This window comes from Myxococcus sp. AM010 (genome assembly GCF_013372585.1).
In the GTDB taxonomy this organism is placed as follows: domain Bacteria; phylum Myxococcota; class Myxococcia; order Myxococcales; family Myxococcaceae; genus Myxococcus; species Myxococcus vastator.
Map to the genome: position 1 here is coordinate 76,715 of NZ_JABXEO010000006.1, position 15,869 is coordinate 92,583.

Sequence of the window (15,869 nt, forward strand, 5' to 3'; positions counted from 1 at the left end):
CCGGTGACGGGTCCGGGCTACCCCTCCAGCGGGAAGAAGTGGCTGAAGGGGCCCGGGCCCTCGCCCAGGGGCAGGGGGTGCTCCAGCGCGGTGGTGACGTAGTCCTTCGCGCGCCGGGTGGCCTCCAGCGGCGTCCGCCCCAGCGCCAGGTGTGCGGCGATGGCCGCCGACAGCGTGCAGCCGGTGCCGTGGGTGTTGCGCGTGTCCACCGAGCGCAGGTGCAGCGTCTCCAGGCGCTCGCCGTCGAACCAGACGTCGGTGCCGCGCAGCGCGCCCGTCATGCCGCCGCCCTTCACCAGCACCGCCTGGGGGCCGAGCCGGTGGATGCGGCGCGCGGCCTCCCGCATGTCCTCCAGCGTCTCCAGCTTCATGCCGGCGAGCAGCTCCGCCTCGTGCCGGTTGGGCGTGGCCACCGTGGCCAGGGGCAGCAGCAGCTCCTTGAGCGCGCCCACGGCCGCGTCGTCGATGAGGCGCGCGCCGGCGCGGGACACCATGACGGGGTCCACCACCAGCGGGCCCAGGCCCAGCGCGCGCAGGCGCTGCGCCACCGTGGTGATGATGGCCGGGTTGACGAGCATGCCCGTCTTCACCGCGCCCGCGCCGATGTCGGACGCCACGGCGTCGATTTGCGCGGCGACGGCCTCGGGGGGCAGCACGTCCACGCGGGTGACCCCCAGCGTGTTCTGCGCGGTGATGGCCGTCAGGGCGCTGGTGCCATGGACGCGGTGGAAGGCGAAGGTGCTCAGGTCTGCCTGGATGCCGGCGCCGCCGCCGCTGTCGGAGCCGGCGATGGTGAGCGCGGTGGCCACGGACTTCGAAGTCTCCATGGCCGCCATGGTGCGGGAGCGGGCGCTCCGCCGCCAGTGCTTCTCTCCGCTCACGGATCCAGGAAGGCGTGCTTCACCGCGTCCAGCAGCGGGTCCCTGTGGCCGTTCGTCGGCTGAAGGAAGTGCCCCTGGCTGAGGGTCCAGATGATGGCGCCGCCCAGGTTCTTCTCGCGCGCGTACTGGCCCTTGACGGAGATGGAGCGCGCGTCCTCGTAGGAGACGTAGTTGCAGAGCCCCGGGCCGTGGCCGGAGGGGAACGACAGGTAGGGCACCTGGGCCACGTCGTCCCAGCGGCTGGCGTCCGCGCGGTAGTAGTGCGTCATGATGTTGGTGTAGCTCATGAAGTTGTCGCTCTGGCCCTCGAAGACACCCTCGCGGCCATCCAGGGGCGTGTTCGGCTCCGTCACGCCGCCCCAACACGTCCCGAAGAAGCCAATGCCCACGCCCAGCCGCCCCGCGGGCACGCCCGCGTCCAGGTAGCCCTCCACGGAGTGCGAGACGGAGGTGGGGTGGAACTGCGAGTGGCCGTGGAGCGGACTGGAGTGCCAGCTCTCCCAGCCGCCCCAGTGGCCGCTCATCTTGTAGGACATGATGTTGAGCTGGTCCACGCGCGACGCCAGCTGCTTCATGAAGTCGGCGCGATAACGGCTCATGCTGAAGTTGGAGTTCAGCCAGTCCACCGGCACCGTGAGGATGATGTCCGGGCGCGCGGCGCGCAGGCCCTCCAGCAGCGCGAGCAGGGGCTCGCCATCATCGGGCTCCAGGGGGGCGCCCTCCGGGATGTCCGCGGCCAGGATGATGGGCTCCCAGTCCACGTCGATGCCGTCGTAGCCCAGCTCGTCCATGAGCTGGATGATGTTGCGGATGAAGTGCGCGCGCTGGGCCGCGGACGCCGCGTGCACGAAGTTCTCATGCTCGCCGAAGCCGCCGAGCATCAGCAGCGCCTTGCGCCCTTGCTGGTGCGCGCGCGTCGCCAGGGCCTTGGCCATGGCGCGCCCGTGGCTGTCGTCGACGTTGGCGTCGAAGTTCGCGTTGAGGGTGCCGTTGGGGTTCGGCTTGACGCGGCCCACGACGAGGTGGGTGATGCCCGCCAGGTCCACCGCGTCCACCGGCTGCATCCACAGCTGGTAGCCCACGAAGTAGCCCGTCACCCATTCGGTGGGCTCGCCTCCGGCGCGAGGCTGGAGGGGGTTGGCGACCGCGGGGGGCCCTTCGCCCTGCTCGTTGGTGGCCGCCACGGTGATGCGGTACGGCACGCCGTTGACCAGCCCGGGGATGACGGCGCTCGCGGCCGGCGCGTCCACCGTCACGGAGACGCCCCCAGGCTCCGCCGTCAGCCGGTACTGGCGCAGCGGCCGGCCACCGTAGCTGGCCGGGGCCAGCCAGCTCACGAAGGCGTGCCCGTTACCCGGCGTGGCCCGGACGCCGCGGGGCTGGCCCGGGACGGTGGGGTTGGAGATGGAGAGGCCGGGCTGCGGCGTCACCAGCTCCGACTGCACGGAGCCGGGGCCTTCTCCTCTGAGGTTCACCGCCGACACCTTGAAGGTGTACGCGAAGCCGTTGTTGAGGCCGCGCACGGTGGCCTGGAACTGGTCCGACGTGACGATGGCGCCGCCACAGGCGGGCTCACAGCGCACGATGTAGTACATGACCGGGTGTCCGCCGTCGCTCGTGGGCGGCAGCCACGTCACCAAGGCCTCGGAATCAGCCGCCTGGGCCGTGGCCGCGCCCGGGGCGCCCGGAAGGCCCGGGTCCTCCGCACCTCCACCGGCGCAGCCAGCCAGTGTCCCCAACACCAGGCCAAGCCAGCGCTGTCTCCACACCGTGGACGGCTTCTTCACTGCGCACCCCCTGTGACGATCCGCGTCATCTACACGACTTATGGTTCGCGGTGAAGATGGAAAATAATTACAGTGCTGTAAATCCGTAATTCGTGGAGGCGGGGTTCACCGCGGGGCCCTGTCCTTGAGAAGCAGTGGGGTGGCGGGCCGCCTTTGCTAGCGTGAGGTGCCCCCACCGCGAGCCTTGCCGATGAAACGCATCCTCTTGTCGTTGTTGGTTGTCGTCGTCGCCCTCGCGGGGGTTCTCCTCACGAAGGCTTTTCGTTTCACGTCACGGCAGGTCCAGCCGGAGGCGCCCGCGGCGTTCACCGTGGACGCCGATGCCGCCGCGGCCCGGCTGGGCGGCGCGCTGCGGCTCAAGACGCTGGCGGCGGCGGAGGGGCAGCCCGCGGAGGACGCCGCCTTCACCGCGCTCCACGACTACATGCGGGAGCAGTACCCCCGGCTCCACCAGACGCTGAAGCGCGAGCCGGTGGGGGCGCACTCGGTGCTCTACACCTGGACGGGGACGGACGAAGCGCTGCGCCCGGCGCTGCTGCTGGGGCACCTGGACGTGGTGCCCGTGGCGCCCGGCACGGAGGACTCCTGGACGCACCCGCCCTACAGCGGCCTGGTGGCGGACGGCTACGTCTGGGGCCGTGGCGCGCTGGACGACAAGGGGAGCGTGTTCGGCATCCTGGAGTCCGTGGAGGCCCTGCTCGCGGCGGGCTTTCAGCCCAAACGCACGGTGCTGCTCGCCTTCGGCGGGGATGAAGAGGTGGGGGGGCGCGAGGGCGCGGAGGCGATGGCGAAGCTGCTCCGCGAGCGAGGCGTGACGCTGGAGTCCGTGCTGGACGAGGGCGGGATGATTGTGTCCGGCACCGTGCCCGGCGTGGCGTCACCGGTGGCCCTGGTCGGCGTGTCGGAGAAGGGCTTCGCCAGCGCGGAGCTGGTGGCGGATGGCGAAGGCGGCCACTCCTCCATGCCGCCGCCCCAGACGGCCGTGGGCGTGCTGAGCCGCGCCATCTCCCGGCTGGAGGATGCGCCCATGCCCGCGAAGCTGCGCGGTGGCAGCCGGGCCCTGTTCGAGTTCGCGGGGCCGGAGATGGGCTTCGGGATGCGCACGCTCTTCGCCAACCTGTGGCTGTTCGAGCCGCTGGTGCTGCGCCAGCTCACCGCGAAGGCCACCACCAACGCGGCGGTGCGCACCACCACCGCGGCCACCATGTTCGAGGGCAGCGAGCGCGACAACGTGCTGCCCGCCCGCGCCCGCGCGGTGGTGAACTTCCGCATCCTCCCGGGTGACTCCGTGGAGGGCGTGCTGGAGCACGTGCGGCGCGTGGTGGATGACCCGCGGGTGAAGGTGGGCACCCTGGGCTTCATCAGTGAGCCGTCGCCCGTGTCGCGCATGGACTCCGAGGCGTGGTCGCAGCTCCAGCGCAGCGTGCGCCAGGTGTTCCCCGACGTCGTCGTGGCCCCGTACCTCATGCTGGGCGCGACGGATTCGCGCTACTTCACCGGGCTGAGTGAGAACGTCTACCGCTTCGTGCCGCTGCGCCTGGACGGCGCCGACCTGTCACGCCTCCACGGAAAGGACGAGCGCGTGTCGGTGAAGGGCTACGCGGACGCGGTGCGCTTCTACGCTCAGTACGTCCGCAACGTGGCCCAGTGACGCCGGTGCATTCGCGCTGAGCGGCCCGCACGGGGCGTGTGAGTTCCGTGATTCACGTCACTTGCGGCTTTCTACGAAAGTGATGTTTCGGCCGTTGTTATCATGAATGTAAATGTGCGCAGGGGACGGGAAACGCACGGAAAGTCCGTCCTGCCTGCACATCTGCGCGCCGTCTGCACCGCGCATCCGCTGACTTGCCGTGATGCGTTGACAGCCGTGCGAAGCACTTTCAGCATTTGCTCCCATGGTGAACCCCCATCGCAGGTCTCAGCTGGCGCGCGCGTTGCTCGCATCTCTCCTCTTCACGTTGGTGGCTTGTAACGGCGGCGGAGGTTCGACGAAGCCAGATGCCGGTCCCAACCCGAACCTCCCGGACGGGTCCACGGCGGACGCTGGTACCGACTGTGGTGACGGCCAGCGCCAGTCCCACGAGGCCTGTGACGACGGCAACACCGCGGACGGCGACGGCTGTAACGCGGCGTGCACCGAGGTGGAGGGCGGGTTCCTCTGCGAGGTGCCGGGCGAGCCGTGCGTCCGCTTGACGAACTGCGGAAACGGCCGGGTCGAGGACAGCGAGGAGTGCGACGACCGGAACCTGTCCAGCGGTGATGGCTGCAACGGGAGCTGCCGGATTGAGAGCGGCTGGGCGTGCCCGGCGCAGGGTGGCCGCTGCCGCGCGAAGGAGTGCGGTGACAACATCATCGCCGGTGACGAGGAGTGCGAGGACGGCAACACCGCTCCGGGCGACGGCTGCAGCGACATCTGCCGGCTCGAGGACGGCTGGAAGTGCCCGCCGGGGCAGCCGTGCAGCCGCACCACCTGCGGTGACGACGTCACCGAGGGCACCGAGCAGTGCGACGACGGCAACACCGTGATGGGTGACGGCTGCTCGCCGCTGTGCACCACGGAGCCTCGCTGCGTCGACGGCACCTGCGCGGAGACGTGCGGCGACGGACTCATCCTCCCGGGCAGCACCGTGGAGGAGTGCGACGACGGCAACACGCGCGCCAATGACGGCTGCTCGCCGGACTGCAAGCTGGAGGAGGGCTTCGCGTGCGTGCTCATCGAGCAGGAGCCGCCCGCGCAGGTGTCCATCCCCGTCGTCTACCGGGACTTCCGCGGCTACGACCTGCCGGCCACCGGCGACCTGCCGCGCGGCCACATCGACTTCGAGAACAAGAACGGGGGCCGTGAGGACGGCATCCTGCAGAACCGGCTCGACGCGAACGGCCGCCCCGTCTACGCCAAGGAAGGCCAGCAGTCGAACAACACCAACGGCCGGGCCGCGTTCGACCAGTGGTACAAGGCGGTGGAAGGGGTCAACAAGACCATCGTCGGCAGCTTCGTGCTCGACCGCCAGCAGAACGGCTCCTATGTCTTCGACGACGAGCAGTTCTTCCCGCTCGACGACGAGCCGCTCTACAGCGGCGGCTGGGTGGCCGCGGGCTTCGAGCCGACGCGCGAGGACACCATCAGCCAGCAGCGCAACTTCAACTTCACCAGCGAGGCCCGGTACTGGTTCGAGTACAAGGGCACCGAGGTGTTGACCTTCCGCGGTGACGACGACGTGTGGGTCTTCGTCAACGGGCGGCTGGCGCTGGACCTGGGCGGCGTGCATGGCCCGGCGTCGGGCACCATCACCATGTCGAGCCAGGCGAGCGCGCTGGGCCTGCGGTTGGGTGGCATCTACGAGGTCGTGGTGTTCCAGGCTGAACGCCACACCTCTGGCTCGTCGTACCGCCTCACGCTCAACAACTTCCTCACCGCCCGCACCGAGTGCACCGCCACCTGCGGCGACGCGGTGGTGGACGAGGACGCCGGCGAGGAGTGCGATGACGGCGTCAACGCCGGCGGTTACGGCGAGTGCGGCCGAGGCTGCCTCTGGGGCCCGCGCTGCGGCGACGGCGAAACCCAGGAGGACGAAGGCGAGGAGTGCGATGACGGCAACACCGTCAGCCGCGACGGTTGCAGCTCGACGTGCCGGCTGGAGATTGGCTGAGCCCGTCGTCCTGACGTGAAGGTCGAGGCGCCGCTCCGGAAGGCTCGTCCTTCCGGAGCGGGGCTTCCCTGGAATTGCTGAGTTCGTGCCGCCAAGGGAGCAGGCGGCCTCCGCTGGACGGGCGTCTGCTATCGTCCGCGCGCCCCATGGCCTCTCGTTCGTTCGCGCTCCCGCTGTGCTTCGTGTTGCTCGTGCTCGCCGCTCCGGCACGGGGGGCGGTGGGGCGCCGGGAGTTGCCTCCGCCCGAGGAGGTCATGGCGACGCTGCGGCAACTGGAGACGGCCCGGGCCCGGGGCCGCGCCAGTGCGGTGGAGAGCGAGTTGGAGGCGCAGTCACGGGCGCGGCCCGGGGACTTGATGCCGCGCATGTATCGGGCGTGGCTCACCTTTCCCTCGGACGCGTGCTGGAACGAGCTGAAGGCGCTCTCCACCCTGGACCCGGAGAATCCCTGGCCCTTCGTGGGCATGGGGCTCATCTACGTGCGCTGGGGGCTCTTGGCGGAGGCGCGTCCACCCATCGCCGCCGCTCTGAAGCAGGCGCCGGGTTTCGCGCCGGCGCTGTGGGCGCAGGGCGTGTTGCTCCAGGCGGAGGGCAAGCCCGCGGAGGCGGAAGCCCGGCTGCGTGAGGCGCTCGCGCAACTGGATGCGCCGCAGATTCGGACGTCCCTGGCCATGTTGCTGGCCGGGCTTCCCGCGCGGGAGGCGGACGCGCGCGCGGAGCTGACGCGGACGGTGGAGGCCTGGCCCGAGCAACCCGAGGCGCTGCGGAAGCTGGCGCAGCTGGCCCGCGCCGCCAACGACGTGCGCGCCGCGGCGACCGCGGGCGAGAAGCTGGTGGCCCTCAAGCCCCGGGACAAGGAGGCGCACCGGCTCCAGGCCGACCTGTGGCTGGCCGCTTCGGAGAAGGAGAAGGCGGCCTCTTCGCTGGAGCGCTACGCGGAGCTGGGCGGTGTGGCGCCCGCGTCCCTGGGGGCGCTGGCGCGGCTGTACCGTGAGCTGGGCCGCGCCGACGCGGAGGACAAGGCCCTGGTCCGGCTCGCCGCCTCCGCGCCCGAAGACGCGGAGCCCCTGCTTCGCCTGGCCGAGCTGGCCGAGGCGCGCGGAGATTCCACGGCAGCCGAAGCCCACCTGGTGACGGCTTCCAAGCGAGCGCCCGCCCGCGCCGACATCCACGTGCTGCGAGCCCGGTTGGTGTTGAAGCAGGAGCGCCATCAGGATGCGCTGGCCGCCTACCGCGCGGCGCTGGCGGCTCCCGAGCGCCAGGTCGCCGAGGCCGAGCGCGAGGCCGCCGCGCTGGTGCGCCACTTCCGGTTGCCGTCCCAACCCGCGCGAGGCACGCAGGAGCAAATCTACAACCGGGTATCCATGGGACTGGTCGCGCTCTACATGAACCGGCTCCAGGAGACGCCGGGCCTCAAGGGCAACCTCAAGGTCCAGGTCCAGGTGGACGCGTCCGGTCGAGCCACCGGCGTGATGGTGCTCTACGACAGCCTCAACGAGGCGGTCATCGCCGGCCACGCCCACTTCGCCTTCATGGACGCGCAGTACCCGCCGGGGCCCGACGCGCCCGTGTTCCAGTACGTCTTCCGTCCGCCGAAGTGATGCGTCACGGACCCGGCCGCGCCAGTCCTGGCTCGGCCGGGCCGGTGGTCGCGGTGACCTACGGATTGCGCTGCTCGTACTCGGTGCCGCTGCCGCCGTAGCCCCGGGCCTGTTCGCGCAGCCGCTCCCAGCTGGCGCGGGCCTGCTGTGCCTCGCGCTGCTGCGTCTGCAGCTTGCGCTGGGCCTCCTCCAGGTTGCGCTGGGCATCGGCGGTGGCGGAGGCGAAGTCCGCCTCGGACAGTTCCTGGGCGCGCACGTCCTGATTGGCCTTCAGCGCTTCATACTCCGCCATGTTGAGTTTCGCTTCGGACACCGCCAGCTCGTTTTCGCGCAGCTCCTTCCTTGCCTCCATCGTGCCGATGACCCGTTCGCGGTACGCCACCTGGGCCTGCGCCGCGCGGAGCGCCGACTCCGCGTTCCCCAGCTCGGCTTGAGCCTGGGAGATGTTCTCGCTCTGGCCGGTGGCCCTGGCGGCCTTCAGGGCAGCCTCGTTCGCTTCCATGCGGGCCTTGGCCGCGTCGAGCTCGCGCTTGGCCACCTCCAGCTCCCGGTTGGCGTCATTGACGGCCACCTCGGAGCGGGTGACCGCGTCCTGCGCCATGCGCCGCTGCGACTGGGCATCCCGCACGTCGCCCAGCTGGTCCTCGGGCACCCGGGCCAGCCACGCCTCGTCCACCTTCGCCGAGCGGGTCGAGCTGCACCCGACGCTGGCCACCGACAGGGCCGCTCCCATCATCACGCCCGCAAAAACCCGACGCCTTCTCGATTGAAACATGCTCCGTCTCCTCTCGTGTGCGCGTGTTGCCTGCAAAGACGGTAGTCACGCGCCGCTGGGGAGGCAGACGGCAGGGAGGCGTGGCGAGGTGCCGCCCCGACGGGGATGGGCGCGAGCGCCTGCCCGCACGCTCGCTCCACCCGATGAGGACGGTCAGCGCTTCTCCAGGACGACGGCGTAGAACTCGATGCCCACGCCCTCGCGGTCCTCGGCGGTGATGTGCTCCGGGGGCAGCCCGAGGAACTCACGCACGGGCAGCACGCCGGTGGCGTCCCGGGCCCAGGGGCCACACAGGTCCAGGTACTCGGGCAGCGAGTAGAGCTGGAAGGACTCGCCCATCTGCCGGAACATGCCGACGAACTGCTCCCACTTCGGAGTGCTGAGGTCCGGTGACTTCGTCTCGAAGGTGGTGAACAACTTCGAACCCGGGGCTGCCCAGTCGTACAGGTCGCGGAAGAACTGGCGGTTCTCCTCGGCGGACAGGAACACGGTGATGCCGTTGGCGCCAAAGGCGACGCGGCGCTCTCCCCCCAGGAAGGCATTCACGTCGGGCCGCCGCAGGAAGGCGCCCGCCTGGCGGATGTCGCACTCCAGGTAGCGGACGCGAGGCGTGTCCCCCAGCAGATGGTGGGCCGTGGTGATGGTGAGCGGGTTGACGTCGCTGTAGAGCACGCGGGCGTCTGGCAGCACGGCGTGGACATGGTCTCCGGTGGGCAGGCCCGACGCGAAGTCCACCCAGTGGTGGAAGCCGTCTGCCGCCAGGCGCTGCGCGGCGGTGCGCAGGCAGGCGCGCAGCATGCGCACCCACTTCCGGGTGGAGGGCACCAGCGAGAACATGTACTCCGCTGCCTGCCGGTCGGCTTCGAAGTGGTGCGTGCCGCCCAGCGTGTAGTCGTAGATGCGGGCGGCGTTGGGGACGTTCGGGTTGACGCCCGGGATTCGGGCGAGCGCTTCGGTATCCATGTGGTCAGGGCCTCCAGACGTAGCAACGGGGTCCGCGGTCTCTCTTCAGGCGTGGCGCCCGGAGTGGGACGCCTCATCGTAGGCGCGGGGCGTGATTCCCCGCACCTCGGGTGATTCCCGCCAGCACGGATGGGCGCCCCGGACGGGGATGGTACAGTCGCGGCCACCGCATGGCTCTTCTCCCCGCGTCTCGTCTGGATGTGCTCCGCGCCGCCCTCCTCGTGTTGGTGACGAGCTGCGCCACCTTGGTGCTGGAGCTGGCCGCCGCCAGGCTCCTGGCGCCCTTCATCGGGGCTTCGCTCCACACGTGGACGAGCATCATCGGCGTGGTGCTCGCGGGCATCAGCCTGGGCAGCTACGCCGGCGGCCGGCTGTCGGAGCGGGGCGCGTCGTTCCGGTGGCTGGCGGGCCTCACCGCGCTGGGGGCGGTGCTCGCGCTCCTGCCGCTGGGCTGGGTGGCCGTGCTGGGGGATGGCGCCGCGCTGCGGCCCATCCCCGTGCTGCCGCGCACCTTCCTGCTCACCTTCCTGGGCTTCTTTCCCGTCAGCTTCGTGCTGGCCATGGTGACGCCGCTGGCGCTCCGGCTGCTGCTGCCGGACCTGGCGCGCGCGGGGCGCATCGTGGGCCTGCTGTACGCGCTGGGCACGCTGGGGAGCCTCGCCGGCAACTTCCTCACCGGCTTCGTGCTGGTGGCGTGGTTCCCCGTGCCCACCATCGTCCTCACCGTGGCGGGCGCGCTGCTGCTGTGCGCGCTGGTGGCGCTGCCCAGGGCCTCCGTGTCCGCGCCGCCCGTCGAACCAATGTCCGCCGTGGCGGCAGCGGACGCCGCGCCGTCCTCGACAGGCGTGGACCTGCGCACCCGGCCCGTGCTGGCGTGCTTCCTGGTGGCCAGCGCGAGCTTCTGCACGCTCGCCATCGAGCTGGCGGCCAGCCGCATCCTGGCGCCCACCGTGGGCGTCTCCCTGTTGAGCTGGACCGGCATCATCGGCGTGGTGCTGACGGGCATGGCGCTGGGCAACTTCGTGGGCGGACACCTGGCGGACCGGTGGCCCCGGCAGGAGGTGCTCGCCGGCTCCATGCTGCTTGCGGCGGCCAGCTGCCTGCTGATTCCTCCCATCCACCAGTGGCTGGTGCTGAAGGGCCACTTCGACGGCCTGGGCCTGCAGGCGCGCATCGTCGCGTACACGGCCGCGGTGTTCCTGCTGCCGGTGACGGCCCTGGGCACGCTGTCACCCCAGGTGCTCCGGCTGGCGCTGGCGGACGTGGGGCGGGCGGGGCGCACCGTGGGCCGGCTGTACGCGTGGAGCACCGCGGGCGCGCTGCTGGGCTCGTTCCTCACCGGCTGGTGGCTCATCGCGAAGGTGGGCGTCTATCCGCTGGTGATGGGGGCCAGCCTGGGCCTGGTGGCGCTGGCGGCCTTCGTGGGACAGGTATGGCGGCGGCCCCGCTTCGTCGGCGCCACCGCGGGCACGCTCGCGCTGGCGGGGGTGCTCGGCGCGCTGGGCCTGTTCGCGTCTCCGTGTACGGAGGAGACGGACTACTTCTGCATCAAGGTCAACCAGGTGGAGCATGACGGCCGGCGGCTGCTGGCCATGCAGCTGGACCACCTGACGCACACCCTGGTGGACCTGGAGGACCCGTCGTACCTGGGCTATCCGCACGGGTACATCCATTCGGAGGTGGTGCGCCACGTGGCCGCGCGCACCGCGGAGCCCCGGGTGCTGGTGATTGGCGGCGGCGGCTACGTGGTGCCGCGCTGGGTGGAGACCTACGTCCCGCAGGTCCGGATGGAGGTGGTGGAGATAGACCCGGCCGTGACGCGCCTCGCGCTGGAGCGCTTCGGCGTGAAGCCGGACACGCGCATCACCTCCTTCAGCCTGGACGGGCGGCAGTTCCTCCAGGAGCTGGCGGAGCGCGGCGCGTACGACTTGATTGTCCAGGACGCGGTGAATGATTTGTCGGTGCCCTACCACCTGATGACGCGCGAGTACGACGTGCTGGTGCGCTCGTTGCTCAAGCCGGACGGCCTCTACCTGCTGACCGTCATCGACGAGATTCCCCGGGGCTCCTTCCTGCGCTCGGCCCTCCGGACGATGCAGGACGTCTTCCCCCACGTGGAGCTGCTCCACGACGCCCGCAGCGGCTCGAAGGGGCAGGGTGTCTACATCGTCGCGGGCTCGGCGCGGCCCATGGAGCTGGAGCGCCTGCCGGAGCTGCTGCGCGGCCTGGGCATTGAACAGCCGCGCACGGGCCGGGTGCCTCGCGCGGAGATTGACGCCTATCTGGCCGCGGGCCCCGCGCTGCTGCTCACGGATGACTTCGCGCCGGTGGACAACCTGCTCGCGGAGCTCTTCCTCCTCCGCGAACAGGTCGCGCCGTAGCTCAGCGCTTCACGGCTTCGATGATGCAGGTGCCGCCCTGGGTGGGGCTGATGCGGACCAGCTCCCAGGACGTCCGGGCCAGCAGCGACTGGAACTCGTGGGCCGTGCGCTCCCGTCCGTCCACCAGCACCAGCATGTTGAGGTCCAACAGGGGCACGGGGGAGGGCGTCTGGTTGTCGGGCATCACCAGCTCCAGCACGAAGAGCCGGGCCCCCAAGGGCGCCGCGGCATGGAGGTGCCGCAGGATGGCGAGGGAGGCGTCCTCATCCCAGTCGTGGAGGATGTGCTTGAGCAGGTAGGCCTCGGCGGAGGGGAGCCCTGGCTCGAAGAAGCTGCCGCCCACCAGCTCCACCCGTCCGGTGAGGCCCTGGGCCTCAATCAAGGCCTTCGCGCCTTCGAGCACGTGCGGCAGGTCGAAGAGGATGCCCCGGCAGGCGGGGTTGGCGCGGAGCACCTGCGCCAGCAGCGCCCCCTGGCTGCCGCCAATGTCCGCCACATGGGCGAAGAGGGAGAAGTCGACCTGCTGCGTCAACTCATGGGCCACCAGGGCGGACAGGTTGCCCATGGCCCGGGCGAAGCGCGCCGCCTCGTCGGGGTGCCTGGCGAAGTGCTCCCAGATGTCGGTGCCCAGGGCCGCGCGCACCGTGGACTTCCCGGTGCGAACGGCCTCGGTGAGCTGCCCCCACGGCAGCCAGTGGGCACGGTCACTCTGCGCGATGGCCATGTCCCGCAGCGAGCCCGGGATGTCCGAGCGGAGCCCTTCGCCCATGGGCGTCAGGGCGAAGGTCCGCGCACCCACCTCCTGGAAGATGCCAGCGGGGATGCCGCCTCTCAGCAGCCGGTACAGGCCGTCCGCGCTGACGCCGAGCTCGGCCGCCAGCGCGTCACTGCTCCGAGGCCCCTTGGCGAGCAGGTCCGCGATGCCCAGACGGGCCGCCGCGCCAATGACCTGGGTGAGCCAATAGCCACCGATTCGCTCATAGAGGAGCTGCGTGGGAAACGCGTTCCCGCCGGAGGTCTTGTCCATTCCAGGAGCCTAACAGCGCTCAAAGCCTGTCATCACCCGGGAGGGCGGCAGTAACCCGTGAGCCCAAGACTCCCCGGCGGCGGGCTACTTGCCCTTGCTGTAGTCGCGGTTGGCGATGACGCCCTGGACCTCCGCCAGCGCGCGGGCGCCGGACGCGGACTCGAGCGCCTTCTCGGCGATGGTCTGGACCTGGCGCTTGGCCTCGGCCAGCTCCGTCTGGAGCGTCTGGAGCGCCTGGGCCTGCCTGGTGGCGGTCTCCTTGAGCGAGGAAATCTCCATGGCGGCGACGCGCTGCGCTGTCTCCGCGTCCTTGGTGGCGAGCGTGAGCTTCAGCTCCCACTCGGACTTCACCCGGTTGCCTGTCACCGCCGCGGCGGTGTCCGTCTCCTTCTTGAGCACCAGCGGGAAGTCCGCCACCTGCTTGCGCAGGTCCTCCAGCTCCTTCTCCCGCTGCTTCAGGGCGTCCTCACGGCTGGCCCAGTCCTTCTCCAGCTTCTCCTTGCGGTCGCGCTCGGTGGCGGCCTGCTGGCGCAGTGATTCGGCGAAGGCGTCCTGCTCCTTCTTGTGCTGGAGCTGGGTGTCATAGGCGTACTCCTCCTCGGCGCGCTTGCGGGCGACCTCGGTGGCCTGCCGCTCGGCGGACTGGTCCGCGGCGGCCTTCGCCCGGGTATCCTCGATGTCCTTCTGGAGCCGCTCCAGCTCCGCCTGGAGCTCCGCCTTCTTCTTGTCGTACTCGGCGACGAGCACGTCGATGGCGCTGGCGGCCACGTCCTTGCCGTGCAGCCCGTTCAGCTCCTCCGTCTTGAGCTGGATGGCCTCGTCGAGCTGCTTGAGCTCCTCCACCAGGGAGATGACCTGCTCGTTGATGCCGGCCAGCGTCTTGTTGATGGTGAGGCCCGCCTCGGTGACCTTCTTCACGGCGGATTCAGCGGTGAGGTTGGACACGTCCGCGAGGACGTTCTTCGCGTGGGCCTCCTGCGCGTCCTGCTCCTTGGTGGAGACGATGGGCTTGCTACGCGCCTTGCGAGCGAGCTCCTCGAAGGCGGCCTTGGTGGCCTCGGTGGAGCGGTTGCGGGCGACGACGTTGCGCTTGGACGTCTTGCGAGTAGCCATGTGACTCTCCAGGTATGGCACGGCCAGGGCAGGCCGTGAGGCCCGCGAGGGACGTGAGGGTTTCGTGGAATCGCTGGTCCCCTTTTCGGGCGACCATGGGAGAAAGATACCTGGAGGGTCTGACACGGTTGGCTGGGTTTCAGGCGGCCTGGCGGGGTGCTTGGAGCCCCCAGCAGCGCCTCCGGGCGGCCTGGGTGGTGACGCTTGGGGCCACAGCGCCCTTGTCCTCGGGGCCGGGGCCCGGCTAACTCGCAGTCCCCGAAACGGCTCAAGGGAGAGCGTCAATGCAGGTCGTCAGTGTGAAGAAGGCCCTCGCGGGAGGGGTGGAGGAGGGGACGAAGGTGGAGGTCCGCGGCTGGGTGCGCACGCGCCGCGACTCCAAGGCGGGCATCAGCTTCGTCAACGTCAGCGACGGGTCGACGTTCGACCCCATCCAGGTCGTCGCTCCGAATTCGCTGCCCAACTACGAGAAGGAAATCCTGCACCTCACCGCGGGCTGCTCGGTCATCAGCCGGGGCACGCTGGTGAAGTCCCAGGGCAAGGGGCAGGCCTACGAGGTCCAGGCGGATGAAGTCCAGGTGCTGGGCTTCGTGGATGACCCGGACACGTACCCCATCCAGCCCAAGCAGCACACGCTGGAGTTCCTCCGCGACGTGGCCCACCTGCGCGTGCGCACCAACACGTTCAGCGCGATTACTCGCGTGCGTCACCGCGCGGCCCAGGCCGTCCACCGCTTCTTCGATGAGGAGGGCTTCTTCTGGGTCAACACGCCCATCATCACCGCGAGCGACGCGGAGGGCGCCGGGCAGATGTTCCGCGTCTCCACGTTGGACGCGGTGAACCCGCCGCGCACGCCAGACGGGAAGATTGACTGGCACAAGGACTTCTTCGGCAAGGAGGCGTACCTGACGGTCTCCGGCCAGCTCAACGCGGAGGCCTATGCCCTGGCCATGTCCAAGGTGTACACGTTCGGCCCGACGTTCCGGGCGGAGAACTCCAACACCACGCGGCACCTGGCCGAGTTCTGGATGATTGAGCCGGAGATTGCCTTCGCGGACCTCAACGAGGACGCGAACCTGGCCGAGCGCTTCCTCAAGTATGTCTTCAAGGCGGTGCTCGATGACTGCGCGCCGGACTTCAAGTTCTTCGAGGAGCGGGTGCAGAAGGGCGTCACCGAGCGCATGGAGAAGTTCATCAACTCCAGCTTCGAGCGCATCGACTACACCGACGCCGTCGAAATCCTGAAGAAGGCCAAGAAGAAGTTCGAGTACACGCCTGAGTGGGGCAAGGACCTCCAGACGGAGCACGAGCGCTACCTCACCGAGGAGCACGTGGGCCGGCCGGTGGTGGTGATGAACTACCCGGAGGCCATCAAGTCCTTCTACATGCGCCTCAACGACGACGGGAAGACGGTCGCCGCCATGGACGTGCTCGCCCCGGGCATTGGCGAAATCATCGGCGGCAGCCAGCGCGAGGAGCGCCTGGACGTGCTGGACCAGCGCATCCAGAAGTTCGGCCTCAAGCCGGAGAGCTACCAGTGGTACCGCGACCTGCGGCGCTACGGCTCCGTGCCGCACGCGGGCTTCGGGCTCGGCTTCGAGCGGCTCATCGTCTACATGTGCGGTCTGCAGAACATCCGGGACGCCATTCCGTACCCGCGCGTGCCGGGCTCCGCGGCGTTCTAGGCCGCG

Annotated in this window: 11 protein-coding genes; 5 read left to right on the plus strand and 6 right to left on the minus strand. The window is 70.1% G+C overall.

Features of this window, described 5'->3' with window-relative positions:
* Nucleotides 1-17: 17 nt before the first annotated feature.
* Together thiD and HV826_RS05635 are read right to left on the minus strand one after the other, a co-directional pair.
* Complete coding sequence (gene thiD / locus HV826_RS05630) at nucleotides 18-836, minus strand: bifunctional hydroxymethylpyrimidine kinase/phosphomethylpyrimidine kinase (protein WP_176416033.1); 819 nt, start codon at nucleotides 834-836, stop codon at nucleotides 18-20.
* Nucleotides 837-877: 41 nt separating this feature from the next.
* Nucleotides 878-2,668, minus strand: coding sequence for a glycosyl hydrolase family 18 protein (locus HV826_RS05635; RefSeq protein WP_176415973.1), 1,791 nt, complete (start codon nucleotides 2,666-2,668; stop codon nucleotides 878-880).
* 190 nt (nucleotides 2,669-2,858) lie between these two features.
* On the opposite strand from HV826_RS05635, the gene HV826_RS05640 reads away from it, so the two are divergent.
* From HV826_RS05640 to HV826_RS05650, 3 genes are all read left to right on the plus strand, one after another.
* Complete coding sequence (locus tag HV826_RS05640; RefSeq protein WP_176415974.1) at nucleotides 2,859-4,319, plus strand: M20 family peptidase; 1,461 nt, start codon at nucleotides 2,859-2,861, stop codon at nucleotides 4,317-4,319.
* Nucleotides 4,320-4,563: 244 nt separating this feature from the next.
* Nucleotides 4,564-6,318: a DUF4215 domain-containing protein gene (locus HV826_RS05645; protein WP_176415975.1), complete on the plus strand. Its 1,755-nt coding sequence runs from the start codon at nucleotides 4,564-4,566 to the stop codon at nucleotides 6,316-6,318.
* Between the two features lie 146 nt (nucleotides 6,319-6,464).
* Nucleotides 6,465-7,919: a tetratricopeptide repeat protein gene (locus tag HV826_RS05650; RefSeq protein WP_255217054.1), complete on the plus strand. Its 1,455-nt coding sequence runs from the start codon at nucleotides 6,465-6,467 to the stop codon at nucleotides 7,917-7,919.
* Between the two features lie 58 nt (nucleotides 7,920-7,977).
* On the opposite strand, the gene HV826_RS05655 is transcribed toward HV826_RS05650, so the two are convergent.
* Both HV826_RS05655 and HV826_RS05660 read right to left on the minus strand, forming a co-directional pair.
* The gene (locus HV826_RS05655; protein ID WP_255208221.1) at nucleotides 7,978-8,655 is read right to left on the minus strand and encodes a hypothetical protein; all 678 of its coding nucleotides are present in this window, start codon (nucleotides 8,653-8,655) and stop codon (nucleotides 7,978-7,980) included.
* Nucleotides 8,656-8,847: 192 nt separating this feature from the next.
* A complete protein-coding gene (locus tag HV826_RS05660; RefSeq protein WP_176415977.1) occupies nucleotides 8,848-9,657 on the minus strand; it encodes an SAM-dependent methyltransferase in 810 nt (269 codons plus the stop codon).
* A gap of 170 nt (nucleotides 9,658-9,827) precedes the next feature.
* Between HV826_RS05660 and HV826_RS05665 the strand changes: the two genes are divergently transcribed.
* Nucleotides 9,828-12,038 (plus strand): fused MFS/spermidine synthase, encoded by a 2,211-nt coding sequence (locus HV826_RS05665; protein ID WP_176415978.1) that lies wholly within the window; start codon nucleotides 9,828-9,830, stop codon nucleotides 12,036-12,038.
* A gap of 1 nt (nucleotide 12,039) precedes the next feature.
* On the opposite strand, the gene HV826_RS05670 is transcribed toward HV826_RS05665, so the two are convergent.
* Nucleotides 12,040-13,065: a methyltransferase gene (locus tag HV826_RS05670; RefSeq protein WP_176415979.1), complete on the minus strand. Its 1,026-nt coding sequence runs from the start codon at nucleotides 13,063-13,065 to the stop codon at nucleotides 12,040-12,042.
* An 84-nt stretch (nucleotides 13,066-13,149) separates the two neighbouring features.
* A complete protein-coding gene (locus tag HV826_RS05675) occupies nucleotides 13,150-14,178 on the minus strand; it encodes a kinetoplast-associated protein (RefSeq protein WP_176415980.1) in 1,029 nt (342 codons plus the stop codon).
* Nucleotides 14,179-14,462: 284 nt separating this feature from the next.
* On the opposite strand from HV826_RS05675, the gene asnS reads away from it, so the two are divergent.
* Complete coding sequence (gene asnS / locus HV826_RS05680; RefSeq protein ID WP_176415981.1) at nucleotides 14,463-15,863, plus strand: asparagine--tRNA ligase; 1,401 nt, start codon at nucleotides 14,463-14,465, stop codon at nucleotides 15,861-15,863.
* The last annotated feature ends 6 nt before the right edge of the window (nucleotides 15,864-15,869 follow it).